The 25,996-nt window shown below is 55.2% G+C and carries 19 protein-coding genes; 7 read left to right on the top strand and 12 right to left on the bottom strand.

Features of this window, described 5'->3' with window-relative positions; genetic code table 11:
* Positions 1-35: 35 nt before the first annotated feature.
* The 4 genes from PSR63_RS05550 to PSR63_RS05565 all read right to left on the bottom strand — a co-directional run bounded on the left by PSR63_RS05550 (position 36) and on the right by PSR63_RS05565 (position 8,506).
* Positions 36-3,146, bottom strand: coding sequence for a cytochrome c biogenesis protein (locus tag PSR63_RS05550; protein WP_274331447.1), 3,111 nt, complete (start codon positions 3,144-3,146; stop codon positions 36-38).
* Positions 3,147-3,175: 29 nt separating this feature from the next.
* On the bottom strand, positions 3,176-6,298 hold the full coding sequence (locus PSR63_RS05555) for a hypothetical protein (protein ID WP_274331449.1): 3,123 nt from the start codon (positions 6,296-6,298) through the stop codon (positions 3,176-3,178).
* A 437-nt stretch (positions 6,299-6,735) separates the two neighbouring features.
* Positions 6,736-8,112 (bottom strand): helix-turn-helix domain-containing protein, encoded by a 1,377-nt coding sequence (locus tag PSR63_RS05560; protein WP_274331450.1) that lies wholly within the window; start codon positions 8,110-8,112, stop codon positions 6,736-6,738.
* 55 nt (positions 8,113-8,167) lie between these two features.
* Complete coding sequence (locus PSR63_RS05565) at positions 8,168-8,506, bottom strand: hypothetical protein (protein WP_274331452.1); 339 nt, start codon at positions 8,504-8,506, stop codon at positions 8,168-8,170.
* A gap of 642 nt (positions 8,507-9,148) precedes the next feature.
* Here PSR63_RS05565 and PSR63_RS05570 point away from each other — a divergent pair.
* The 7 genes from PSR63_RS05570 (at position 9,149) to PSR63_RS05600 (ending at position 18,212) form a co-directional block, all read left to right on the top strand.
* Positions 9,149-10,477 (top strand): MotA/TolQ/ExbB proton channel family protein, encoded by a 1,329-nt coding sequence (locus PSR63_RS05570; protein ID WP_274331454.1) that lies wholly within the window; start codon positions 9,149-9,151, stop codon positions 10,475-10,477.
* The gene (locus tag PSR63_RS05575) at positions 10,474-12,135 is read left to right on the top strand and encodes a hypothetical protein (RefSeq protein ID WP_274331456.1); all 1,662 of its coding nucleotides are present in this window, start codon (positions 10,474-10,476) and stop codon (positions 12,133-12,135) included. The genes PSR63_RS05570 and PSR63_RS05575 overlap by 4 nt, the downstream gene beginning before the upstream one ends.
* On the top strand, positions 12,132-13,205 hold the full coding sequence (locus tag PSR63_RS05580; protein ID WP_274331458.1) for a hypothetical protein: 1,074 nt from the start codon (positions 12,132-12,134) through the stop codon (positions 13,203-13,205). The genes PSR63_RS05575 and PSR63_RS05580 overlap by 4 nt, the downstream gene beginning before the upstream one ends.
* Positions 13,206-13,289: 84 nt before the next feature.
* Positions 13,290-14,645, top strand: a complete 1,356-nt coding sequence (bioA, locus tag PSR63_RS05585; RefSeq protein ID WP_274331459.1) for an adenosylmethionine--8-amino-7-oxononanoate transaminase — start codon at positions 13,290-13,292, stop codon at positions 14,643-14,645.
* Positions 14,642-15,364 carry a type 1 glutamine amidotransferase gene (locus PSR63_RS05590; RefSeq protein ID WP_274331461.1) on the top strand — a complete coding sequence of 241 codons (723 nt, stop codon included), beginning with the start codon at positions 14,642-14,644 and terminating at the stop codon, positions 15,362-15,364. The genes bioA and PSR63_RS05590 overlap by 4 nt, the downstream gene beginning before the upstream one ends.
* A gap of 234 nt (positions 15,365-15,598) precedes the next feature.
* Positions 15,599-16,282, top strand: coding sequence for a hypothetical protein (locus tag PSR63_RS05595; protein WP_274331462.1), 684 nt, complete (start codon positions 15,599-15,601; stop codon positions 16,280-16,282).
* Positions 16,269-18,212: an ATP-binding protein gene (locus PSR63_RS05600; protein WP_274331463.1), complete on the top strand. Its 1,944-nt coding sequence runs from the start codon at positions 16,269-16,271 to the stop codon at positions 18,210-18,212. Before PSR63_RS05595 ends, PSR63_RS05600 begins: the two co-directional genes overlap by 14 nt.
* Here PSR63_RS05600 and PSR63_RS05605 read toward each other — a convergent pair.
* From PSR63_RS05605 to hisN, 8 genes are all read right to left on the bottom strand, one after another.
* Positions 18,209-19,657 (bottom strand): APC family permease, encoded by a 1,449-nt coding sequence (locus PSR63_RS05605; protein WP_274331464.1) that lies wholly within the window; start codon positions 19,655-19,657, stop codon positions 18,209-18,211. The genes PSR63_RS05600 and PSR63_RS05605 overlap by 4 nt on opposite strands.
* A gap of 45 nt (positions 19,658-19,702) precedes the next feature.
* A complete protein-coding gene (locus PSR63_RS05610; protein ID WP_274331466.1) occupies positions 19,703-19,990 on the bottom strand; it encodes an SAM hydroxide adenosyltransferase in 288 nt (95 codons plus the stop codon).
* Positions 19,991-20,100: 110 nt separating this feature from the next.
* On the bottom strand, positions 20,101-20,916 hold the full coding sequence (locus PSR63_RS05615; RefSeq protein WP_274331468.1) for an SAM hydrolase/SAM-dependent halogenase family protein: 816 nt from the start codon (positions 20,914-20,916) through the stop codon (positions 20,101-20,103).
* Between the two features lie 39 nt (positions 20,917-20,955).
* Positions 20,956-22,428 carry an Asp-tRNA(Asn)/Glu-tRNA(Gln) amidotransferase subunit GatB gene (gatB, locus tag PSR63_RS05620; RefSeq protein WP_274331470.1) on the bottom strand — a complete coding sequence of 491 codons (1,473 nt, stop codon included), beginning with the start codon at positions 22,426-22,428 and terminating at the stop codon, positions 20,956-20,958.
* A 106-nt stretch (positions 22,429-22,534) separates the two neighbouring features.
* Positions 22,535-24,073, bottom strand: a complete 1,539-nt coding sequence (locus PSR63_RS05625) for an Asp-tRNA(Asn)/Glu-tRNA(Gln) amidotransferase subunit GatA (protein ID WP_274331472.1) — start codon at positions 24,071-24,073, stop codon at positions 22,535-22,537.
* A gap of 276 nt (positions 24,074-24,349) precedes the next feature.
* A complete protein-coding gene (gene gatC / locus PSR63_RS05630) occupies positions 24,350-24,643 on the bottom strand; it encodes an Asp-tRNA(Asn)/Glu-tRNA(Gln) amidotransferase subunit GatC (RefSeq protein WP_274331474.1) in 294 nt (97 codons plus the stop codon).
* Positions 24,644-24,738: 95 nt separating this feature from the next.
* Complete coding sequence (gene rpmB / locus PSR63_RS05635; protein WP_105333706.1) at positions 24,739-25,014, bottom strand: 50S ribosomal protein L28; 276 nt, start codon at positions 25,012-25,014, stop codon at positions 24,739-24,741.
* Positions 25,015-25,114: 100 nt separating this feature from the next.
* Positions 25,115-25,933 (bottom strand): histidinol-phosphatase, encoded by an 819-nt coding sequence (hisN, locus tag PSR63_RS05640; RefSeq protein WP_274331476.1) that lies wholly within the window; start codon positions 25,931-25,933, stop codon positions 25,115-25,117.
* Positions 25,934-25,996 lie beyond the last annotated feature (63 nt).

The raw sequence follows: 25,996 nt of genomic DNA on the forward strand, positions 1-25,996 counted from the left end.
AAACACCCGCACTCGTTGAATGCATTGGAAAAGCTCTAGTTGTTGTCAACGAGCTTTGCTTCTTCCGGAGCATCGTTGTTGTCCGGAAGTTCCGCTTTGATTACGACTTCTTCCACCTCGTTCTCGTCAACGACCGAAAGCTTCGAGAGTTGGAACCGCAGGGCAACAAAGCCTAATGCGATCCAGTTGGCGGCAACGAAGCCCATCACCATGATTTCGCTCCCCTTACCACCACTTCCGTAGGAGTGCAGGCCGACGGCATCGCCACCTTTAAACAGCGGCAACAAGAAGTTCACTCCGTACCAACTGCCGACGATTGCTGAGAAGCCAATAATTGTTCCCACAACCAGGCCGAAGTTATTGAACCAACCGGCAAAGCGAGCGTGCAGGATGGCCACATAAATCAAGAGCGTCACCAACGCCCAGACCTCTTTCGGATCCCACCCCCAGAAACGGCCCCAAGAAACGTCGGCCCAAATACCACCCAGGATCGTCCCAGTTGCCAGTAGCAACACGGCGACCTGGATAGCGCGATAGCAATGCTGACCGAGCGTAAAGCACTCTTCTGGCGGACGATAGCTCATCTGTGGGCTGTGTCCCTGAGCCGGAGCGAGCCCAGCGTTCAGCGGACTGGCGACCACAGGGGCACGGTAACGCCCGAACATGTAGTAACCCAGCGCCAGCCAACCCAAGCCCCAAGCCAGGATACCTGCTCCGTAACTAGCGACAATCGTAAGCACGTGAATCGTGAGCCAGACGTTGGAACGCAGAACTGGCTGCAGCGGCGAGAACTCGGTATTCAGCACGCGTGACGAACCGGTATCCACAATCGGAGCGATCGAAGCCACGCACAACAGAAACGTTCCACAGGCAGATGCCGCCAAGCCGTAGTAGTTACGGTGGTACGTCTTCTGAAACTTATCCTTCAGCTGGGCGTCAATCGACCAGTCGTAAACGCAGAAGATCGGCAGTGCGATGGTGGCAATCAAGAGCCGAGGGATGTACCAGACGCTCAGTCCCAGCACCAACAATTTGACGAACAAAAAGATCGAAGCGTAGATAACGCCGTGAGCTGCCATCTGCTCGCCGAAGTCGGTCAGATTGATGATCGGGCGGTTACCGTCATACACGGGACGCATCGTCATGAACTGAATCATGGCGAGCATCAGCGGAACACGAATTAAAACCGAAACCCAATTCATCACATTCCACACACCGGCCGAGAACATTTCGCGTTGGCTCGGCTCCAGTTCAGACTGTTCCCAGGTGAAAGGAGCAGCCGTCGCACGCCACGCAGCCAATCGACCTCGATCGATCAGAGGAAGCACCAGGAACATCAGCCCCAGGCTACACACGACCCATGGAACGAATATCACCGTTTCGTACATGTTGGTCACAGGGGCCCAGCCGGTCACGACCACTCGCATGTAGAAGCCGTAGGTCGACCAGATCAAACCAAACACTAAGAACACCATGCCCATCCAAAACATCGGTTTCCGCATGACGGCAAAAGCCAACCCGAATCCCATAGTGGCGATGAACGTGAAGATCCAAGCGTACATGAATGGGTCCATCGTGTTGTAACGGACCTCGGTTGCAATGCGATAGCTGTTCGCGGCTGGGTAAGCGGTGTACGCCAGGATACCTGAATCCTTTTCGTTGTTACCGATCGTGTCTTCGATCACCGCGATACGTTGCTGAGTATCCTGTTCCCCCAAACGCTGAAGGCTTTCGGCCAGCTTCTCCATCGCAGGGCGAGCATCGCCGCCGCTCAGGTAAGCATCCTTAGCAGCCTTCCAATTGGAACGCACGGCGTTGATCAAGCCCATGTCGTAGTTGGCAAGCACAGCGTCCGAACCATAGAGAACGGTCGTCAAACCAAGCCAAGGCTGTGAAAGGTCACTTGGATCACGCGACTTGCTAAGGGCGTAAGGATTGAGGGAAGGAACAATCTGCAAGTGATTGCCGCTGCGATCCATCGAAGTCGATGCTGTTAAAGCGCCCGCATTGGCGTTCTCGTACAACGCCAGGTGGATCTCCATCGCGGTGTGTTCGAGCTGACGAACACGAACCAGCATCGACTGAAACATCGGCTTGATGTTGTTGTACTCTTCGTCGGTAAGCGTGGTGCTGTCGTTGACGTTATCCCGTTGCTCTTCCAGGATGTCACCCATCGCTTTGGCGGCAGCCTGAAACTCTTGAACTAGCGGTTCAGTCTCTGCCGGGGTCGGGGCAAACTCTGGTTTGAGTGGTTCATCGGCTGGCGAATTGAGCACCGACATCGGATCCATATAGGCCGCTGACGACAATTCGTGTAGATCTCGATACGAATCGATCAGGCGTTTCGAGGCAACGCTCAGGGGATGCTCTCCGCCAAACTGCTGTAGCGTCTGCAACTGGCTGTTCAACGTGCGTTCTTCGCCCGAGTTCGGATCACCAAAGAGGATTTTCCCGGCAGCATAAACCTGACCGATAAATCGATCACGCTCACCCGGCGAAGGAAGCGGATTGGTAGAAACGACATCCTTGCGTGGATCGAGTGAAACTTCCCGGAAGACGGCGTACCGGAACAACAGTTCCCGCCAGATGTGTGCGTCCATCGCGGTCTCTTCCAAATCACCACTGGCAGCCTGTTCCTGGCGGCGTTTTTCCATCCCCTTCAGGTACTCGCGCAGCTTCTCGGACGTCGCAATGTCGTGTGGCGAGACGAAGTTCAGCTTCATGCTGTTGTGGCCGTTGATCGGTAGCCCGAGCTCTTTGCGTACGTCTTCGCGGCCAAGGTAGATAAACGGAACGCGTTCCCACTTTTCAGGACGAACGGTCCATTCGTAGACCAGCTCGCTTGGAGTGAATTTACGTAGTTCGCCACCCGGGAAGATCTCGAGGGCATCCTTAAACTCCGGCTTCTGAAGTTCCTCTTCGGTGTAATAGTCGACCAGATTGAACTTAGGCTTCGACTTGTTGAAGTCGGTAATCTTCTGTACCACCTGCCGAGCGTAGCCATCGATTGGCTTAACGCGACCGTGATGATAGACCGGGATCTCGCGCCAGATATCGTCGGGAAAAGCCTCGTCGGCACGGCCGCTACCCGAAGCGATGAGCACACCGCACATTACCAGTGCAAGGGTCCAAGTCGTGCGAATCATTCCGCTGTTCATTTTGTACCTAGTCATTATCACGAAACCACTTCTGTCTGAATCTTCGCCGGGTGAGCCTTGGCTCGGGCCTGCGGGTCAGACGATCGTTTAGTTTTGAAGAAATAGGCCCGCATGTAGAACATGCAAGCGATGCCCCCGATCACGAACAAGCAACCCCAATAACGAAGGGCCGTTCCTGGATCGTAGTTGACCGAGAACACCGATTTGTAGACTTCCGAATCGTTGCTACGCTCGGGAACGAACTCGCGATACTGCGGTGTCCCGGCGAGGTATGGCCCTTCGAATGATTCCTGGAAGATACGCAGGTCGCGACCACCAGCTGGTTCGGTAAAATCATCCGGAGCGTTCATCGTAATCCAGACATCTCGCTTCAAGAGAGCCGTCTGGCTAAAGAGCAAGTCGCCTGAGGCTGGATCAATCGCTAATCCGTCCGGCTTGGCCATCAAGTCGGCATGGAGCATCTTGGGTTCTTTGTCTTTGCCTTGCAGATCGATCACGCGGATCACCGTGTTGATCTCCTGCGGCTTGCTCCGGTCGAGAGAAGGATCGCCCAGGTGCTTTCGGGCATTCGGATCGAGACCATTGGGCGTATCATCGCTCCAATACAACAGTCCCTTGTCACTCACGACCAGACTGTTGGGGTGCCCGTCCTTCGAGTAGGTGTAAACATACGAAACACGTGGCTCGTCGAGTGACGATTGGCCGATCGCATTATTCAGCACATCGGTGAAGAACAACTTATTCTTGCCTGGATAAAGTGCCACATCGGTTACCAGTCCCGCACCGGTAAGCCAGCTGGCTTCCATCTCGCTTCCATCGGTCTTCACACGACCGACCGACTTGCCGGCCGGGTTGCCGAAATAAACCCAGCCATTGGCGGAATCCACAGCCAGACCGCGTGGGGCTCGATCGAACATGGCAACAGCTTTCGGACTTCCACCGACCAGGTCGGCTTGCATCAAGACATCGACGTCCGAACGTGCCAATCGGCTCGACTGCTTGGCCAGCCACCACAGCTTGTTGCCTGAGGTATCGATCACCAGGTTTCGCGGACTCTTACCGGCCCGTGTAACGATTTCGGAGGCAGGCTCATCAGGCTTGCTCAGATCTTTCACCAGGATCTTTTGACCGTCATCGGTATCATCGATCCAGTAGAGCATCGTGCCAGCCATACCCAGCGAACTGGGATTACGGGCCTCGGCAATTTCGAGGTGGCTGATTTCGTCGCTACCGACCAACGAAGCCATGATATATCGGTCTTGCTGCCGATCGATATATTGCACGTCGCTTGAGTAGTGCGACGGCTGCGAGGTGCCTGGGTCGAGGCGGCGTTCGAATTGGTCGAGGTGAATGCGGAAACCAATCGGATACGACTTAATGGGCATCGAAAGCTTTACTTCACGATCACCCACCTTTAGCGTGTGCAGCGTCGAACCGTCATCGAGACCGACATCTGGTTCGTTCATGTGGGCTCGCAGCCAGAAATCTTCTGACTTATCGTCGAGCGTCAGACGGACTTTTACCGCCGGCGTATTGCCCATAGGACCGGACACACCGAAGGCAACTGGAATAGGTTGAGCCTTAGGCTCGCTGGCAGCGACTAAGCTCTTCACATACATGCGAAGGGTCGCAAATGGCATCTTGAACGCTTCAACCGCATCGACTTCGGTTGCGTTATCCTTCAGTTCACCAGACGCAACAACCGTCTTGCGATTCCAATAGCGATAGAAAACCCGTTTTGATTCGGGTGCGTCCGGATCTTTCGCTCCTTCGGCAACCCCTTGTATGAGGTCGATACGAGAACCGCCTTCTCCACCACGCATCAGCTCAGCCGTTGACTTCTCGCCGAAGTCGTACCAGAAGTGACCATAGACATCGGACGCGAAGCCTTGCATGTTCATCTGCGGCATATTCGCCAGCAGCGTGAGTTGGTCAACTTTCTCATCCCCATCCAGAACATCGATCACCACAGTCGGGTTACGCGGCTCGGCTCCTTCTTCTTCCGGAACTTCAACCCAGGAGAACTCCTGGCCGTTAACCTGATCGAGCTGCGCGGTCGGGTAATAGGCTTTCACCTGGTACTTGAGCTCCGAACCTTCAATCGGCTGAGGCTCTTGTTCCAGCTGATCTTTCACATCAATAACGGTTGTCTTGCCATCGACGTAAAGAATGGCCTGACCGTTCTCACCGATCGTTCCTTCTTCCGGCACGCATTTGAGAAATGCCTCGGTGGCGGCACGGCTGCCGGCCATATGGAACGTCATGTTACCACCACCACTGCGTTGGCTATCGCCAATGCCGAACTTATACTTCGGCTGCTGCGAAGCCTTGAAAACCGACAGACGAATCGGCACCCACTGCTCGCCAACGGCTTTCATAGTGCCATCTGCAGCTCGCTCGGTCGTCTTGGGCATACTCATCATCAACTGAACCGTAGGCGTATTGTCCCACCAATTGCAGTCGGCATAGTAATCGAGCACTTCCAACTTCACGCCGTCGTGGTTGTACATCACATTGCCAGCGCGATTTCGCATCGAGATGTAGAATACGGGCGTGAACCACCTGGCTAGATCAGGCTCGGCCACCTTCCACTTCGAGAAGCCTTCCCCGTATGCCGACCAATTGAACATGCCTGGCTGAAAGTCGATCATGTGCCGCTGTATTTCGCCGGCCTCGGCAAGCGCCATGGGAATGGCCTTCGCGTCATTGTCGACGCGCAGATCAAAGTAGTACGAATTATCGAACGCAAGCTCGGATGAGTCGTGCTCCCAAACATGAACCTGGGCATCGATCCCCTTCGAGCGGCTGATTGCGCCACTCAACAGCAGCATCAACAAGCCGATATGCGTGATGACAAAGCCGGTCTGATAACGTTTCCAGGGGTAACGAATGGCGGCAGCACAGAAAATATTGACGGCCAACAAGCCATAGATCAAACCGAACCACCACGATTGATAGACGTAGAACTGCACCACGTCGGTGTTGAAGGTGGCTTCGACGAATGTCGCGAAGATCAACGAAATCGCCATCAAACTGATTAGCACAACGGCCAAGCTCAGTGAGGCGGCGAATTCGTAGATATGCAGCAGTAGCCGTACCGGTAGGGGCTGGTCGGGGGAGACAAGTTTCGGTCTTGCCACGAGTTATTCCATAAAGTCAGGAAGCTCGGATTGCGGGGTGAGCAAGGCGGGGTGGAATTAAAACCGAATAGGAAGGATTTCGGTCCTGAGCCACGCCTTAGACACCACGATCGCGGCTTCGTAGTTCTTGCGGATTTGGGGAATTGGAAAGCGGGGCCCAACTCCTGTCGCCAATTGGCTTAATGGTCTAATACAGCAACGACTTACGACTAGGCAGCCGCCTACTGTAACAACACTATCCTTATTATAGCGCCGAAGCCCCGAACGGATACATGGTCTTTGGGAACCCGCAGCCAGAAGTCGCGATAATTGGTGACGATTTTAGGGAGTAGCCGCTCAAGCGGCTTCCCGGCAGCGGTCCCCATCACAAAAAAAGAACCGCGTCTCTCTGGGGGAGGAAACGCGGCTCTTTCGTTATCAAGCTTAGTAATGAATCACTACGAAGGTAGCAGACCCAGAATACCGTCCATCAGCGTGCTTGTGAGGGAATAGGGCTCGCTGAAGCTCCACATATTCCACATCAAGTCCGTCACCATCAGGCCACACACCAAGAGCAGCAGTGCGGTGACGCCAAGACTGAGGACATTCATGAACGAGTAAGGCACTTCGGAAGGAGCTGCTGCCACTGGGGCCGCTGCAGCCATCGTTCCCGTACCGGCCATGACCGAGTCGTCGGCTTCCAGGCCATCGCTTTCACCCAACCCACCGAAATCGCCTCCTTCCAGAGTCGCGCTTCCGAATAGGCCAGATTCCGAGGACATCGAATCCGAGTCCAACGCAATCACTTGCGAGCCGCTATCGTCATCTTCCAGATCGCCTTCGACTGGTGTCAAAAGGAAGTCATCTTCCGCAGCACCACCGGTAAGTGCCTCACCAATCTCGTCATTGTCCGTGCTATCGGCAACGACTTCTTCCGCTTCTTCAGCACTGATCAGTTCGAGGCCACTGTCTCCGGTCGAGAGGGAAAAATCATCGTCATCGGCCTCGGCAATCAAACCTAGCCCGCTGTCGCCGCCGTCATCATCAATCAGGCTAATTTCGCTATCGTCCTTTGACTTGGCCGCGGGTTCTTCGGCCAGACCAAGATCGTCTTCCGAGGCCAACAGATCCATGCTGCTGTCTTCGTCATCTTCGATATCGAGCGTCAGTTCACCGCTGCTATCGTTGTCGTCCATGCCGATGCCGCTGGTACCAAGATCCAGCGACTCATCTTCAAGCCCCAGGCTCAAACCACTGCCGGTTCCTTCCGGATCCGATGGTTCGCCGCCCAAATCGATGTTGGCATCACTGCCTTCTTCGCTAAGCGTCAGTTCATCGTCTTCGAGGCTGAAGCCATCGTCGTCGAGGGGCTTGTTGATCGAAGAACCTTCGAGAATGTCCGAGCCTTCACCCAGGCTCAAGCTGCTCAGACTGGACTCACCAGCAGGATCGACGCTACTGCTCGAAGCGTCGTCTATGCCAATATCGCTATCAAGGCTGAGCGAACTGTCCGAGTCTTGTCCGATGATATGGGACGAACCACTATCGCCACCTTCACCGGTATCGGAAATCAGAATGCTGTCCATCGAACCGGACGAACCTTCATCCGAATCGGTGATACCGCTAAGTTCGAATTCCTGGCTCTCGCTGTCACCTCCACCGAGTCCTTCCTCGGCCAAGATGCCGCGGGCCTTTTCGAGTTCGTCTTCCTTGAACTTCCAGCTCGATCCATCGCGGAATGCACGAACCTTGCCGCGCTCGCGCAGATCTTGAATCGTGTCTTCAGATACGCCTAACTTGGCAGCGAATTCAGAAAGCGGAAGATAGTCGGCCATGATGGCTCCCAAAAGGTTCAACCTAGCGGGAAGCCTAAGACCTCAGACTTCGTCGCTACGATTGGTTGAGCAGTGTACGAATCTCACGTGGGCTTGGCGTGCCCCCGTTGAATTCCTCGATGAGTAAATCCCATTGTAAGTTGCGAACGCTTTTCAGGGAAACTTTCCCCGTACTTCCGTCCACGTGATAAACGGCCATAACCCGGGCTTCCGGATCTACCATGATCACGTGCTGTCCGCCGTCCTCTGTCTTGGCCGCATGGACAATCAGGCCATTGGAGACCGGTAGCCCAACATGCTTCTGGGCCATTGCAGACGGAGTACTGCGGAAAAGTTCAACGCTCAGCGTTACAGCGACCAATACAACGATCGCCGAGAGAAGCGGCTTCCACATAAATCACCTAGATTACGCGATTTACGGAATCGTTCCTCCAAGATTTATTCTAGAAGCCCAATTCCGAGATGCAACTATTTATCTGATGGTTAGTTAGGGAGATTTAACGGGCTGCGACCACCACTTCGGGGGAAGGGATGGAATGAATTACCTGTTTTCGCCCAGCATTCGGGTAGTTTATCAGTGCCTAGAGAACCAACAAACATCGATTTTGCCGCGGGAGAAGCGTGTTGGCGGCTACCCGAAAATTTTTTGGTCAAGAAAGAACATCGGCCGACGGACAAGTCCGTCGGCCGAACATTCATTTCCCCCCCGGGATTTAATTCGACGCGCTATTGCGCGATTGCATTTCAGCAAGTCCGCCTGTGGGCGGTAGTTATCGAAAGCGTTGATTGCCTCGACGGATAAAGTTATCGGCACGCAAGGCATCCCTATTGAAGCTCTTTTGGGGCGAAATTCGAAAAATCTATCGCATTATCGCAACCCTCCGTATCTCCCCAGACTAACAGCCTTCGAAATCGAGTTGCGATTTTGTCTGATTAGTTAGGGGTCGAAATGTCGATTCTAACGATTAACGCGAGTTTCCCTTTTGTTCCGCCCCCTACCCCGGGAAGTGCGGTGCCATCGAGAAGGAGTTCGATTGTGCAAGAGACGGACGCCCCCAAAATTTCTCAGTCCATCGCCGCCAAGCTGGGTTGGCCGATTCTTATCGGTTCGGCTCTGACGGTCTTGTTTTACGGTGCTATCCATTTTGGCATCATCCCCCACCATCCCCTGCTTCGCTACGTCACCGCACACCCGGTCGAGTATGTCGAAGTTGGCATGTTTATGGTGGGTGTCGCTGCCTTGTTATTGAAGGCCGGCCAGTTGATCGGCGAGTTCCGCTCGCTGAGTCACGTCGATTTGCCGCCGCAAGAGAATGGCCGCGATAAGATCGAACAGGCCCCGCTGCTGCTCAATGCCTTACAACAATTGCCGGAGTCATTTCACCCGACACTTTTGTTTCAGCGGCTCTCCAAAGGCTTGCAACATGTTCATGCCAGCCAGACAGCCTCGAATCTACAGGATGAACTGAAATACCTGGCCGATATCGATCAAGAGAAGTGTGAACACGACTATTCAATGGTTCGCATCGTGATCTGGGCCACACCGATGCTGGGCTTCTTGGGTACCGTTATTGGTATCACGCTGGCACTGGGCAACCTATCGCCAGAAGCGCTGGTGAATGAACCCAAGGTCGCGATGGAGAGCCTGCTTCAGGGACTCAGCGTGGCGTTTGATACCACCGCGCTTGCATTAACCCTTTCCATTGGACTGATGTTCGCTCAGTTCGTCCTTGGCCGTGTCGAATCGGAACTGCTGAGCAACGTCGATTCCATGGCGGCTGACGAGTTGACCGCACGATTTGAAACCGAAGGCAGCGCCACCGATCCAAGTGTTCTCGCGGTTAAGAAGATGGCCGAACGAACCATCCAGACCACGCAAGACCTTGTCGTGCGTCAGACAGAGCTCTGGCGAGACACGGTCTCCTCCGCTCATCAACATTGGCAGCGGTTGATCTCCGCCAGCAGCGAACAAATGGAAACGGCACTGCACAATGCCATGACCGAATCGCTCAAAACGCACGCCGACGCCTTCGCGGCTGCCCAGCAGCATACGATTCAGCGTTCGGCCGAACAGCTCAACGGCGTTGTCGATGCTTTGTACCAAGTCAGTTCTTCCATCCATGCTCAGCATGAACAACTGACGGAGCAAGGGACGATCCTACTGAAAGTGGTCGAAGCAACCGGCGAAGTCGCCAACTTGGAACACTCCCTCAATCGCAATCTGGAAACGCTGGCCGGTAAGCAGCACTTTGAAGAGACCGTCCAGAGCCTGGCCGCGACGATTCACCTGCTTAACTCGCGGATGTCCGGCAGCGGACATACTTCGGTTCAACTCGATCGCAAGGACAAAGGTCAAGCCGCGTGAGTCGACGTCGTTCAGCACGACATACGGTCGAGATCTCGCTATTCCCCTTCCTGGCCGTGTTGATCTGCACCATGGGAGCCTTGATTGTGCTCTTCGTGGTGATGGTCCTCCAGGCTCGTACGGAAGCGGTGGCGGTCGATCTACCGGCGCTCTCGGTGCCTGCTCCGGCAGAGCCAGAGCCTCCTGCTCCTGCGCCAGAACCGCAGCCGGTCGAAGACTACACCGAGAAGATGCAGGAGCTCGAGCAACTGCGTCTCACACGACTCAAGCAGTTGGAAGATGCTCGCCTACAGCTTTCTGGCCTGGAAGACCATAGTCACCGCCTGACCGAAAAGATCCGCAAGCTCCGCGGCGACATTGCGGTGCTGGAAGGGGAAACCGAGAACGTCACCGGTAGTGCCGATGACTTTGAGACACAAAAGCAGCGATTGAATCAACAGATTGCTGAGGCTCAGGCAGAACTCGACAAGGTTCGCAAAGAAATCAAGGGACGCAAACCAGCCTATGCTTTGGTTCCTTACGACGGACAGAGCGGAACACGCCGCCAGCCTATCTACATCGAATGCACAGCCGATCGCGTGATCATCCAACCAGAAGGGATCGGTTTGACAGGTACCGATTTCCAGGAACCTCTCGGACCCGGCAATCCATTGGCAGCATCCCTGCGGACCATTCGTGAGTACCGTCAATCGCAAGGCGTGCCAGGACAAGGCAATCCTTACCCGCTGTTGATTGTTCGCCCCGGTGGTGCCGAGTCGTATGCAGCCGCGCGGGAAGCCCTGAACGGCTGGGACGACGAATTCGGCTATGAGCTGGTCGACGAAGATACCGAACTAGCCTATCCGCCTGCCGATCGCTTCTTGGCCAAACGTTTGATTGAAACGGTTGAACTGGCTCGACGTCGCAAGATCGCTCTGATCATGGCTGCTCCGAAGAAGTACGGCCGCGTCGAAGATCAATACCTCGCGGCAACACGCAACGGTGGCTTCCAAGCTGTCGGTAGCGGGGGTGACGAAGAGGCATTTCTCGAGAACCGATTCGTAGAACGTGGCAACGGTACCGGCGAAATGCCGGCCGAAACCTATGGTGGTTCCGGTCAAATGGGAACCGGCCGAGCGACCACTCCGGTTAATGACGCCCAGCAGAGGGCACCTAATCAACAATCGGGTCAAGGCTTTTATCCTCAGCAGGCTCCTCCAGAACAACGTACCGGTGAAGGCAAGCACGGCGCTCAGTATGCTCAGCCAAATGGTCCCGACATGAAGGATGCTTCCGGCGGAACAGGTGGTAACCGCTCGTCTGCCAAGCCGATCGCAGCCACACGAGGCGGCAACTGGGCTTTACCGACGGCAGGACCTCGAAACACGGCGATTACACGGCCGGTCACGCTGGTAGTAAGCGGAGCACAGATGACCTTGGTGCAAGAGCGTGGCGTACTTGGTCCCGCTGAAACGGTCCCTGTAAACGGAGACATGGAAGCGGCGGTCGACAAGCTCGTTCGCTTGATTCATACACGCATCGACAGCTGGGGCATGGCTGGTCGCAACTTCTACTGGAAGCCCATCTTGCAAGTCACCGTCGAGCAAGGCGGCGAGCCTGTGGTAAGCCAGTTGGAAACGCTCTTGTACGGTTCCGGGATCGAGGTGAATCGCAAGTGAGACGTCCGGCCAAAACAACCAGTGCAGACAAGAACGCACCGTCGCTTGATTCATTTCTTGACGTGGTGACTAACCTTGTCGGGATCCTGATCATCCTGATCATGGTGGTCGGTATCACGGCTCGAGATGCGATCGTGGATGCGGCGATCGGCAAAACGGACGAGCCTGTCAAACCTCCGACGCTATCGATTCCTGCACCGGAGCCGGAACTACCCAAGGCACCGCCCAAGCCGCAGGGACCAACGCTGGCCGAAGTGAACAGCATGGCCCAAGATGTGGCCTCGATCCAGCATGAGATCCTCGACGTGCAAGAGCAGGCAAAACTTGCATTCGAAGAACGCAATCAACTGCAATTGTTTTTGACATCCGCGGAAACCACGCTCAACCAAAAGCAGCAAGAGCTTTCCAGCAGTAAACAAGAAGAAGTCGCCCAGCAGCGGGAGCTACTACACACGACTTCACAGCTGGAAGAGTTATACGATCAAATCGAGAGCCTGCGTGACTACCGGCCCGAGGTGAAAGAACTGGCCCACTACCCCACTCCGCTGGCCAAGACCGTCTTTGGTCAGGAAGAACACTTCCGCCTCCGCCATGGACGAATCTCTTACGTTCCGATGGAGCGATTGGTCGAGGCCATGAAGAACGATGCCCGCAGCCACTTGGACCGTGCTCGACGCGATGGAAAAGCGGTCGCTCGCATCGGTCCAATGAACGGCTATGTCATGCAGTACACGCTCGTCAGTCGTTCGTACGAAATGGAAACTTCTCTCGGCACGGCCACGCGTGGCGGTATCGAACTTCAGAGTTTTACCCTGGAACCGGAGACCGAACAGATCGGCTTTCCCATTGACGAAGCTTTGCAACCGGGGTCGCGTTTCCGCGATATTATCGCCTCGCTCGATCCATCGCGGACGACGATCACGATCTGGACCTACCCTGATAGTTATGGCGACTTCCGCAAAGTTCGTGATGATCTGTACGAGATCGGGTTCACGACGGCAGCACGCCCACTGCCGGAAGACTACCCAATCGGTGGGAGCCCGCAAGGTTCTCGCTCGTCTTCGCAATAGCCAGAGACCGATCCGAGCCTGACCTCGCTTGTGTCATGCTCTACAATGAAGTCTTTGCATTGAGACCTCATTTCCTTTTCGCATATGACTCCGACCACGCAGCAACTAAACGACTGGGACAAGCACTACGTCTGGCATGCCTTCACCCAAATGGCCTGCTACGAGCCACTGATCATCGAATCGGCGGAAGGGTGCGAATTAATCGATACTGAGGGGCGCCGCCTGATCGATGGGGTCAGCAGCATGTGGTGCAATGTCCACGGCCATCGGCACCCGACGATTGATGCCGCGATTCAACAGCAACTAGGCAAGGTGGCACATGTCACCAATCTGGGATGCTCGAACAGCACGACCATCCAGTTGGCCAAGCGACTGGCCGACCTGTCGCCGGGAGATTTGGATCACACCTTTTTCTGCAGTGATGGAGCTTCCGCTCTAGAGGTGGCCATCAAGCTGGCCTTTCAATATTGGCATCAGTGTGAGAACCCCAAACCCCAGAAGACATCGTACATTGGGTTTGAGGACGCCTATCATGGCGACACCATCGGTACGATTAGCGTGGGGGGCGTTGATCGCTTCAACGCGGTGTTCAAGCCATTGATGTTTCCCGTTCACCGGCTTCCGATTCCTGATCGTCGTACGCCAACATTCGCGACCAGTTGTCAGCATCATTTGCAGACACTCGAGGAGACGCTGGCAAAACATCACGAATCGATTGCTGCGGTCGTGATCGAACCATTGGTCCTCGGAGCAGCCGGTATGATCATGCAGCCGGAAGGTTACCTCCGAGGCGTACGTCAGCTGACGCGAAAGTACGATGTCCTGATGATTGCCGATGAGGTGGCCGTGGGCATGGGGCGTACTGGTACGATGTTTGCCTGTCAGCAAGAGGATGTCGTTCCGGACATTCTGTGTCTTGGCAAAGGTCTCTCTGGCGGCTACCTTCCCATGAGTGCGGCGATCGCAACCACCGAGATTTGGAATGCCTACCTGGGTGACTATGACGAAGCGAAACAGCTATGCCATGGCCATACGTTTGGTGGCAACCCGTTAAGCGCCGCCGCGGCAATGGCCACACTGGATGTCTTCGAGCAGGAAGATACGCTGGCTCAACTCCCTGATAAGATTCAACGAATTGCTGAGCACCTGAGTCGCCTGATCGAACATCCTCATGTGGGCAACGTCCGACAAATTGGTATGATCGCCGCCATCGAGTTGGTCAAGAACCGAGAGACAGGTGAGCATTTTCCCTGGACGGAGAGACATGGGCACCAGGTTTGTCAATTTGCACTGGATCATGGTCTGTGGATCCGCCCGCTAGGTGACGTGATTGTCATCATGCCTCCCCTGGCTGTTTCCATGGACCAAATTGATACCATGTGCGAAGTGATTGCCCAGGGAATCGACCACGTCACTTTGAATAGAGCGTGTCAGTCATGAATAACTATCGCTACCTTCTGATTCAGATTCGCGATTTTGAAGATCCCATTCGCCGGCAAGAGATTGGCTGTTTTGCCGACGCATTACGTTGCCCCCAAGAGTCGATTACCATCTTCGATCTGCTGTCTACCAGTCTCGACGCTTCGCACCTCGCGGAAGTCGACATGGTAATGATTGGTGGCTCGGGACGTTACAGCGTCACCAGTGACGCCCCGTGGATGCAACGGGCACTCGTCAGTTTGCAGCGACTTCTAGATAGCGGAAAACCTACGTTCGCCTCGTGCTGGGGTTTTCAATCCTTGGCCAGGGCTGCCGGGGGCAAGGTCATTCACGATCTCGAGCACGCCGAACTGGGAACCAGCCTGGTCACATTGACCGAGGCCGGCATGCTTGATCCGATATTCTCGCATCTGCCAGAGAGCTTCGAGGCCTACATGGGGCACGAAGATCGCGTGATTGAGTTGCCGCCCGGAACGACGCTATTGGCCTCGACCGAAAGGGTTGCTCAGCAGGCATTTCGATTTGACGGTCGCCCGATCTACTGCACGCAGTTCCATCCAGAACTCACCCTTCCAACGCTGGTTAGCCGTGTGGAGGCCTACCCGGAGTACTGCGAACGCATCGCTAAAGTTCCTTACCATGTGTTTCGTGGCCAATGCCAAGCGGCCCCTCAATGCGAAACACTTCTGCGACTGTTCCGGGATCATTTTCTTGGTTAGGCCATCGGCCAGGGAAATTAACCAAGTCGCAGGGATCTCTGCATAGACGCATTCTTGGCGTCATCGGATACCGGAATAACGGGCACAACCGTTACTATCGCTGTAGCCTACCTACGGTTAGCCTCAACCCGAATCCGGAATCGCGTGTTGCGTGTTCTCCTGACCTAAGCTTTTGCTCAGACCGGAGTCCGCGTTGAATCCGGTTGGGGCAGGTTTTGATCGGAATTTCATACCATGAACGACAACTCACAACAGGCAGTGAAGGAAGGCACCGAACCGGGCGAAGTATCGCGTCCAGGTCGATCCATTCTTCCCGTGGTTGTCAGTATTTGGGTAGCGTTAATCGCATCTGCATTTATCTCTCTGCTGGCGTACCATAACATGCCGGGCGAAAGGAGCGACCACTCGCTAATCTGGCCGGTCAACGATTCCATCAAGCTCGATACCCAGCGTGCCAATCTCCTGGTATTTATTCATCCGCAATGCCCGTGCTCGGTCGCGACCCTCAACGAACTTACCCGCATTCAATCGATCTGCGGTGCTCGCCTGAATACTCAGATTGTGTTTTATTCGCCGCTGGGAATGCAGTGGGAAGACACGAGTAAAGTTCGCCAGGCGTTGGCTATCCCCAACGTGCATATCACCAATGACGCCAATGGACAACTTGCACAGCGTTTCGGCGCGCTCACGTCCGGACATGCACTACTATATTCACCCGACGGAAGAAGGATCTTCAGCGGCGGCATTACACCTGCGCGAGGGCACGAAGGAGAAAACCTCGGCCGTAGTTCGATCATTCGATACATCCTTAATGGAGAATCCACCTGCGATAAGACGAACGTTTTTGGGTGCCCAATATTCGATTCGCCATCCGAGGTAGCGGTCAACAGCGGAGGGTCAGAATATGACGCTAAGTGAAGATCGCCCCATTAATGACCGCGCCCGAGAGCTGCTAGACGAACATCGCGATTCGATCTATCGACGCACTGATCATATGTTTGCGTGGCTCATGTTTTTCCAGTGGATCGCAGGAATCGGGATCGCGATGTGGGTCTCGCCATACGCCTGGGCTGGTCGTACGCAGTATGTTCATCCGCACATCTGGTCAGCCCTTATCGTTGGTGGATTGATTTGTAGCTTGCCGATTCTGTTGGCAAAGTACTACCCTGGCAGGGCCATTACCCGGCAGACCATCGCCGTCGGCCAAGCGCTTGCATCCGCGCTACTGATTCACCTGATGGGTGGGCGGATCGAAGCCCACTTCCATATTTTTGGTTCGTTGGCTTTCCTGGCTTTCTATCGTGATTGGAAAGTCTTGGTGACCGCGTCGCTTGTTATCGCTGTGGATCACGTGGCACGTGGTTTACTGTGGCCTGAATCGATCTACGGCATCTCGATCTTTGGCTGGCAACGCTCAGTAGAGCACGCTGGCTGGGTGATCTTCGAAGACATCTTCCTGATTTACTCGACCTGGATCAGTCGCCGCGAAATGACCGTCATCGCCAATCGTCGCGCTGAAATGGAGAAAATGCAGGCCGAAGTCGAACGAGAAGTGACGGAACGAACACGCGAGATTGAACTGCAACGCTTGGTCCTGCAAGAGTCACACGAGCGACTTGAACGTCAGACAGAAGAGCTCCGTAAGGCCATCGAAGCCAGCGAAGGCGCGAACCACGCCAAGAGCGCTTTCCTAGCCAATATGAGCCACGAAATCCGCACACCACTCACGGCAATCCTTGGGTTCGCCGATGTGCTGTTGGAAACGGGCGATATTTACAAGGCCCCCGTCGAACGAGTCGAAGCCATCGAAACGATTCGCCGAAACGGATCGCACCTGATCTCGCTCATCAATGACTTGCTGGACTTCTCGAAAATTGAAGCCGGTAAGTTCCAGGTCGAAAATCTGCCTTGCTCGCTGCACCGTCTGATCGCGGACATTCGCCAGTTGATGCAAGTTCGTGCTGAAGAGAAGAAGCTGAATATTCAAGTCGAGTACGACGGTCCTATCCCCGAAATGATTTTGACCGACCCGACACGTCTGCGGCAGATCCTGATGAACCTACTGAGCAACGCGATCAAGTTTACGCACGAAGGTAGCGTGAACATGAAAGTCGCTCTGGTCGGCAAGGCCGCCAATCGTAAAATCCAGATCGATGTGAGCGACACCGGCATCGGTATCTCGGATGAAATGTGCGACAAGCTGTTCCAACCGTTCACCCAAGGCGATGGATCAATGTCGCGTCGTTTCGGTGGAACAGGCCTGGGGCTTACCATCAGCAAGCGATTCGCAGGGCTGCTGGGTGGTGACCTGACGATTCTCGAAACATCCCATAAAGGGACGACCTTTCGACTCGTTATCGACCCAGGCCCGCTGCACAACGTCAACTTTCAAGAGCCAGAAACGACGGCTTCGGTCCCTGATCTGGAAAAGAGCAAACCAAGCGATACCAAGAACGTACTGCGTGACCTGAAGATTTTGCTCGTCGAAGATGGTCCTGATAATCAACGATTGATCTCGTTCCTGCTGAAAAAGGCAGGGGCAGAAGTCGACATGGCTGAGAACGGCGAACTTGGCTATCAAAAGGCCACTGCTGCCAGCGGAGCGGGAAGCCCGTTCGATGTCATCCTGATGGACATGCAGATGCCGATTATGGATGGCTATACGGCCTCGACGAAATTGCGATCCGACGGTTATAACGGCCCGATCATTGCTTTGACTGCTCATGCGATGGCCGAAGATCGCAACCGCTGTATCGAAGCTGGCTGCACCGACTATACGACGAAGCCGGTCGATCGTGCCAAGCTCATCGAGCTGATCCGCTTCCATGCCGAAGCGGCATCCGTCTAGCTCGCACGATTTCGCCGAGCCAGGAAGTAGGCGACCGGCAAACCGAGCAGGATCGTCAACAGGCTGAGTATCGTTGTTGGCAGCCTAGGTTCGTCGAGCTGAAGTCCTTGCACGTCTTGCATCAGCCCGGACGCAACGATCCATCCCATCAGGACCAGGTACAAAATCGGCGGTAACGGATACAGCGGCAAACGATACGGATGCGGGAGGTTCTCTCGATTTCTCAGCGGGAAGATACTCGCGACCACGAGTCCTGAAATCACCGCCAGCCCGATCGCCGTATAGTTCAGAATGTCTAAGAAGGGACCGGACCAAACCATTCCGATCGCGATCAAACCTTGAACGACAATTGCGGCGATAGGTGTCTGGCGACGGTCGTGCAGCTTGGCAGCGAAACGCGGAAATGCCCCATCGTTGGCCATCGCAAACGCGATGCGTGGCCCAGAGAGCATGTAGGCACTGACCGATGCCAACATTCCGAGACCGAGCAAAATGGAAACGACGTCGGCGACCTGGGTACCGAAAAGCTTTTTCGCCGCCAACTGAGCCACCGGGATGACCTCGGGAATACTCAACTGTGTCATCTCCTGAGGATCCAGGGCAAACACATACGTCAGGTTCACCAGCAGATAAAGCCCCATCACCGATGCACACCCCGCGATCAAGCTGCGCGGCAAGAGTCGCTCCGGATCACGGACTTCGCCAGCAACATAGGCAGCCGCATTCCAGCCTGTGTACGCGTAACTGACATAGATCAAACCAATCCCCAGGGTAAAAAACTCTTGAGAATCCGGCACATGGCTGTCCGCAAAGTGCCCCCAGTCTCCATCGCCGAAACTCAAACCAATCACGACCAAGCCCACCAACAGGCAGATCTTCACCAGCGTTGAGAGAACCTGTAGGCCACTGCTCTCGCGATGACCTAGGCAATGAATCGTCATCAATACGCCGACGAAAAGCGTAGCCAGCATCGGTTCCAGATAGGGCTGTGTTGATCCAAACTCGAAATACTCCGTCATCGGAATCGACAGGTAGTTTGCCGATAGACGTGCCACGACCGCTGTCGGAGCAGCAAAGCCTAAGACGAACGTTGCCCAGCCAACGACAATACCTGCCTCACGGCCGAAGGCTTCTCGAACGAAAAGGTAATCACTACCTGCCCTGGGAAGCATGGTGGCCAGTTCTGCGATGGTTACTGTTCCACACAAGGCGAGAATCCCGCCGAGCGTCCAGATCACCATCAGCCCGCCGGGGTTGGCCGTATCATGAAGGGTGAACCCGGAGGAAGTAAGAATCCCGGCTCCAACCATACTAGCGACCACTAGAAAGTACGCCGCCCAGAAACCAAATTTCCGAGGCTGATGGTCGGGACCAGCAAGCTCATTGGACGAGGACGAATCGGACGCCCCTTGCGACTCAGGCGGTTCGACAGGGTTGTGCGTCATACGTAGAACTCTTTGACACTTGAGAAAGGACGCACCTTGGCCTGACTACCACTTGATGGTGACTTCGTCGTTAACTTTCAGCCCGAGGAACTTCGCGGCACTGTCACCAATGAGCGATAACTCCAGGCAACCACTCCCGCCAAGAATCGCGACGTATGTCATCTCAGGCTGGTCGTGATCGGCCGGATAGATACCCAGTGTCGTGTGACCACCACACTCGATGGAAGTCCGATCATCTTGAGGGACATCGGCCAATTGATCATGAGCCAAGTCGGTAATGGCGTCTCCCGTTTCCGAGATGGATACGACTTTTCCGGAGATGCGACTCGGCACGTTGACCTGTTCCTGGTGCGGGGATGAGAAGGAATCTTGCGAGCGATTCTAGCTATCTTAGCCCTTTTCGCCAAGCATCTTGTGATTCCTAAGGGTAGATAACCATCCAATCAAGTGTTTACACGCACGATCTTAACCGCATTTCCCGCCTCAATCCCATACTTTTGGGCGGCATTGCCCTGGACGACCGCGCACTCGAGTTGGCCAGAAGAGCCCATCAGTGCCACCGGGGTTCCTGGCTCACGCTCACCATACGTCGAGACGATACCGTCCGCCGAAAACGAATCTGACTCGATTCGCAACTGCCACCGATCCCAGTCTTCCGGGATGTCGTCAGCAAAGATGTTTGTCACGTAGTTGCCGAATGAATCGGCGTAGATGAACTGCCCGTGGATCTCGTTCCCTTTTCTTTGGGCAAAGATCCTGGCTTTCGCTTCCTCAGGGACCGATGGTGGGTCAACGGCATCGCCGAGACTTTCCAGAGGAATACCGCGAACCAAGTGTGCGGCCACCGGGACCATGATGTCGCGGCCGTGGAAAGTGTGGGAACGACGCGGCCCGAAATAGACTTCGTTGTTCAGTTCAATGGCAGCCGCGACATGATACCGGGACGCGATGACATCGAACAACCCATTGTCAGGCCCAATCACAGCCTGACCATGAATGATCGCGGCAAGAATCTTGCGCTGGGTGCCGACTCCGGGATCGACCACGCAAACATGCACCGTCCCTTCTGGGAACGCTTCCAAGGCGCGAAGCAAGGTCCAACTGGCCTGCTTCACATCTTGCGGAGGGATGGCATGCGTAACGTCAACGATCATCGCATCGCGAGCAATCTGGTGCGCCGCGACTTTCATTTCAGCGACATAGAACGAGTCGGCCTGAAAGTCGGTCGTGAGAGCGATGATTCCGCCAGGAGTGAACATGGTGCAGCCTGAAACGAATCTAAGCGTCTCAAGTAGACGCTACATATGCTTCACCAACTCCAAGCACTTCGCGCGGAACGTGCCGGGGTCGATGTTGGGGTTCTTCTTCTTGGCCTGACCGATAAGCGCGCCAACCGCCTTTTGCACGCCGTTCTTCAGGTCTTCGACGGCCTTGGGATTAGCTTCCAGGATCTCTTTGGCCAGGTCATCGATCTCGGAGTCATCGACCTTTTCGATGCCCATCTCCTTCATGATCGCCGAGGCGTCTTTGTCGCTGTCGAGCATCTGGGTAAAGACATCCTTCGCCCGGGTCGTATCGATCTCTTTGTTCATGATCGCTTTGAGCAAGCCGGCGAGCCGTTCGACCGAGATCGGGAACTGTTCGAATTCTAGATCACGTTCTTTCAGTACCCGCAGCACATCCTGCTGAACCCAGTTGCTGGACATCTTGGCGTCGCCCGTTTTGAGGGCCAACTCCTCGAAGTACTTCACAGCCACGATGCCCTGATTGACGATCACGTCGGCATCGTAGGAGGGAATACCAAAGCCATCATGCAGACGCTCGCGGATCGCCATTGGAAGCTCGCACAGCGACTGCTGAACGGCTTCAACCTCTTCCTCTGTGGTAATTACCGGGGCAAGGTCGGGATCGGGGAAGTAGCGGTAATCGCTCGAATCTTCCTTCTCTCGTTGGGGCCGTGTCACCTGGGCCTGATCGTCCCAGCCACGGGTAGTCTTTGCGGCGTCCTTGATGGTCTTGCCGGTTTCCTTCCACACTTCGTACTGTCGAGTCACCTCGTACGCGAGGGCACGCTCGACAGCGCGGAAGCTGTTCATGTTCTTGATTTCGACGATCGGCGTTGCGATCTTGTGCGGGTCGTCAGACTTGATATGCAAGTTGACGTTGGCATCGACGCGGAGGCTGCCTTCCTGCATGTTACAGTCCGAAACGCCGAGGTAGGTCAGAATCAGCTTTAGCTCGTTCAGGTAGGCCTTCGCTTCCAAGGGCGAACGCATGTCAGGCTCGCTCACGATTTCCAACAGCGGAGTGCCCGTACGATTCAAGTCGATCCGCGTGTCGGCCTTACCGGCGGCTTCGTCGTGCATCGACTTGCCGGCGTCTTCTTCCAAGTGAGCCCGAATGATACCGACCTTCTTGGCTTCAAACTGCTCTTTCGGATCACTAATCCAGAGGTAACCATCCTCCGACATCGGCAGATCGAACTGGCTGATCTGGTACCCCTTGGGAAGGTCGGGGTAGTAATAGTTCTTGCGGTCCCACTTCGTGAAGCGAGGTACGTTCAGATTCAACGCACAGGCCGTCTTCAGACCCAGCTGAAACGCATCACGGTTCATCACTGGCAGCGACCCTGGCATGCCGAGACAAACGGGGCAAGTCTGCGTGTTGGGCGAAGCCCCAAACTTTGTGCTACAGCGACAGAACAGCTTGGTCTCGGTTGCCAGCTGCACGTGAACTTCCAGCCCGATAATGATTTCGTAATCGTCGCTCATGACTTTTCCTGGTCGGTCTATCCATGGGTTCGCCAAGCAAACCCAGTCCTTCCTATATCCCCGTCGAGAGTCTTCATTCAGGGCATAAGCCCTTTGTTGTTGCGTCCTACAAGCTTGGCGTCTTCGCGTGCCAGTCGGTTTCCTTCTGGAACATGTAGGCGGCTCGCAGTAGGCGATCTTCTTCCAAGGCCGGAGCCTGCATGTGCAGACCAACTGGGAGTCCGCCGCTGGTCATTCCACACGGAATCGACATCGCCGGAATGCCCGCGAGGTTGGCGGTCACCGTGTACAAGTCTTCCAGGTACATGGCCAGCGGGTCGTTGGTCTTGGAGCCGGCAGCAAACGCCGGATTCGGCGCCGTTGGGCCCACGATCAAGTCGACGGCCTTGAATGCCTTGTCGTAGTCTTCACGAATCAAACGACGAACCTTCAATGCCTTGAGGTAGAAAGCGTCGTAATACCCGGCACTGAGCGTGTAGGTACCCAGCATGATTCGCCGCTTTACTTCCGGCCCGAACCCTTCAGCCCGACTCTGGCGATACATCCGAATCAACGGCGTATCCATCTTCCGGAGGCCCTCTTTATCATTAGCGGCCTCTAAGGCTTCTGCTTCCTTTTGCAACTCTTCCAGCATCGTCGCTTCATCGCAACGATGGCCGTAATGGGCACCGTCGAAGCGGGCCAGGTTACTCGAGGCTTCACTCGGGGCAATGATGTAGTAAGTCGCGATACCGTACTTGTTATGCGGCAGCGAAATATCGACGACCTTGGCGCCAAGCTTTTCATAAACAGCGACGGCTTCGCGTACAGCTTTCTCGACTTCACCATCGAGACCTTCGCCGAAGTGTTCTTTCACCAAGCCAATGCGAAGACCTTCCAGAGGCTGATCGACCGACTTGCTGAACAACGGACAGGCAACAGCCGCTGAAGTCGAATCCTGCGGATCATGACCACTGATCGCTTCGAGGAACAATGCGGTATCTTCCGCCGTGCGTGCCATCGGACCGATCTGGTCCAAGCTACTGGTAAAAGCGATCAGGCCAAAACGGCTAACGCGGCCGTAGGTTGGCTTCAGCCCGACAACACCGCAGAACGACGCTGGCTGGCGAATCGAGCCACCCGTATCGGTACCGATTGAAAGGGGGACCATCTGAGCTGCCAGGCAGGCAGCCGCGCCACCGGACGAACCACCAGGCACCAGATCAGTATTCCACGGATTGCGTGTCTTACCGAGGGCCGAGTTTTCGGTGGAACCACCCATGGCGAACTCATCCATGTTGGTCTTACCGATGATCACGGCGTCGGCCGCTTCCAGCTTCTTGATGACCGTGCTGCTGTACGGCGGAACGAAGTTCTCGAGCATCTTGGAAGCGCACGTGGTGACTTCTCCCTCGGTGCACAGCAGGTCCTTTACCGCGACCGGAACACCAGCGAGCACGCCCAGTTCTTCACCGGCCTTACGCTTGCGGTCGACTTCGGCAGCTTTGGCCAACGCCTTTTCGTCCATCACCTTCAGAAACGCACCCACGGAGCCATCATGCTCACGAATTCGATCGAGACAGGCCTGGGTTACCTCGACCGAGGTCAGTTCGCCTGATTCAAGCTGAGACAACAACTGGGTGGCGGACGCTTCGTACAAAGCCATCGTGCGTTTTGCCTTTTCTTTCCGTCAGTGGTGCGGACGAGCCGCGTTATCCAAGCGGGCCACTGGCTAGACCAGTGCCGCATAAGCAGTTAAGTCTGCAAACAGCCTATGATGCCGGAATTCGCGGCAGTTGACTAGTCGTCGTAAGGGGCAATCAAGCAGAGAAGTTGGACCGAATATCCAACAAGAAGGTGACCATTCGATCAGACGCAGCACCGAGGTGCACACCGATATCGAGGGCCATAATTTAGGCACAGTCAATTTCGTTACAGTTGCCTAGTCGCCCAAAACAGCAGGAACACGGAAGCATTCGTCGTCCCGCTTGGGGGCGTTGGCCAAGGCAGCTTCGCGTGGCAGCGACTGGTGCACGGCGTCTTCGGCAAAGATATTGTGCTGCTCGACCGCGTGAGCCATCGGCTCGACGTCGTCGGTATTGACCTCTTCAAGAAGCTCGACGTAGCTGACGATCTGGCTCATCTGCTCGGTCATTGTCGAGAGTTCTTCCTCCGACAGACGCAAACGAGCCAGCAGCGAAACCTTTTCGACTTCTTCACGGGTCAGCGAGGACATCGAACTTCTCCAGAGTTAGCTCTTAAGAGAACCCCTCGCTTCAGCACTTTCCGCTCGGGAGCGAAGGGCAGCTAAAAGCGAGGACACAGCAGGCCTTAGCGGCCGCGTTCTTCCGAAGGCAGCTTGAAGGGGCGGTGACGCACAACCTTCTTGACGTACCCGCTACGGATGCACTGGGTGCAAACCTTCAGCTTCTTGTGTTCGCCGTTGGGCATAACAGCTTTGGCGGTCTGCAAGTTCGGCTTGAACTTACGACGCGTGATGCCCGTGATCTTGGTACCGACACCGCCCAGGTACTTCGCCTTACCGCGGAGGGTAACCTTATTGCCCATGCTGTGGCCCTTGCCACAAATTTCACACACGTTGGCCATTGCCAGCGACTCCTAGACGGTCGTCCAATGCTTGATACGAAACGGACCAGTTTACCGAGATGTGATCTGGCCCGCAAGGTGCTGAGAAAAATGAACCGAGCTATTCTGGCATCGGATATTTACGGCAAACTTCCAGGATTTCCTCGAGTACCAGGCCGTTGGTACCAATGCCGTCACCGCTGTAGATGGTCGATTCGCCAGTCCAACTGGTGAACGTACCGCCAGCTTCTTCCATGATCGGCTGCAGAGCGGCCGCGTCCCAGATACTCATCATGGGGTCGATCATGCAGACAGCACGCCCCGTGGCGACCAGCATGTAGCCATAACAATCGCCCCAAGTCCTGGTCACGAAAGACCTTTCCTCGAGTTCAAGGAAGCCTTGCGTAGCGTTACGCTTGTTGAACGTACTCACCTGACTGGTCACCATGACCCCGTCGGCAAGCTTAGGGGTTTTGTTGACCTGGGCACGAATCGGGTCGTGATGAGGACGTTCGTACCACGACCCCTGACCCTCGGCGGCCGAGATCATTTCGTCCAGCCCGGGAATATAAACAACGCCCAGGCGGGACTTTCCGTCCTTTTCGACACCGATCATGGTCCCAAAAAGCGGGACCCCAGCGATGAAAGCTTTGGTACCGTCGATGGGATCGACGATCCAGTTGTATCCGGTCGAGCCTTCCTCGCTGCCGAATTCCTCACCAATGATTCCATCGTCCGGGAATTCTTCCTTAAGCCCTTTGCGGATAATCTTTTCCGCATTCTGGTCGGCTACCGTGACCGGGGAAGCATCTTCCTTCTTTTCAAAAGAAAGATCCGCACGCTGGAAGTGCTCCAACGTGCTTTTCCCGGCCAGTCGAGCCAAACGACGTGCTGTTTCCAAACGCTTTTCGAGATCGTTGTGTGAGTTGTTCATGGACATGAGAATAGAATGGTAAAGCACAGGGAACAAGCCCCCGAAACAGCTTCACCAAACGATAACATC

It is taken from the genome of Bremerella sp. P1 (assembly GCF_028748185.1).
Taxonomy (GTDB): domain Bacteria; phylum Planctomycetota; class Planctomycetia; order Pirellulales; family Pirellulaceae; genus Bremerella.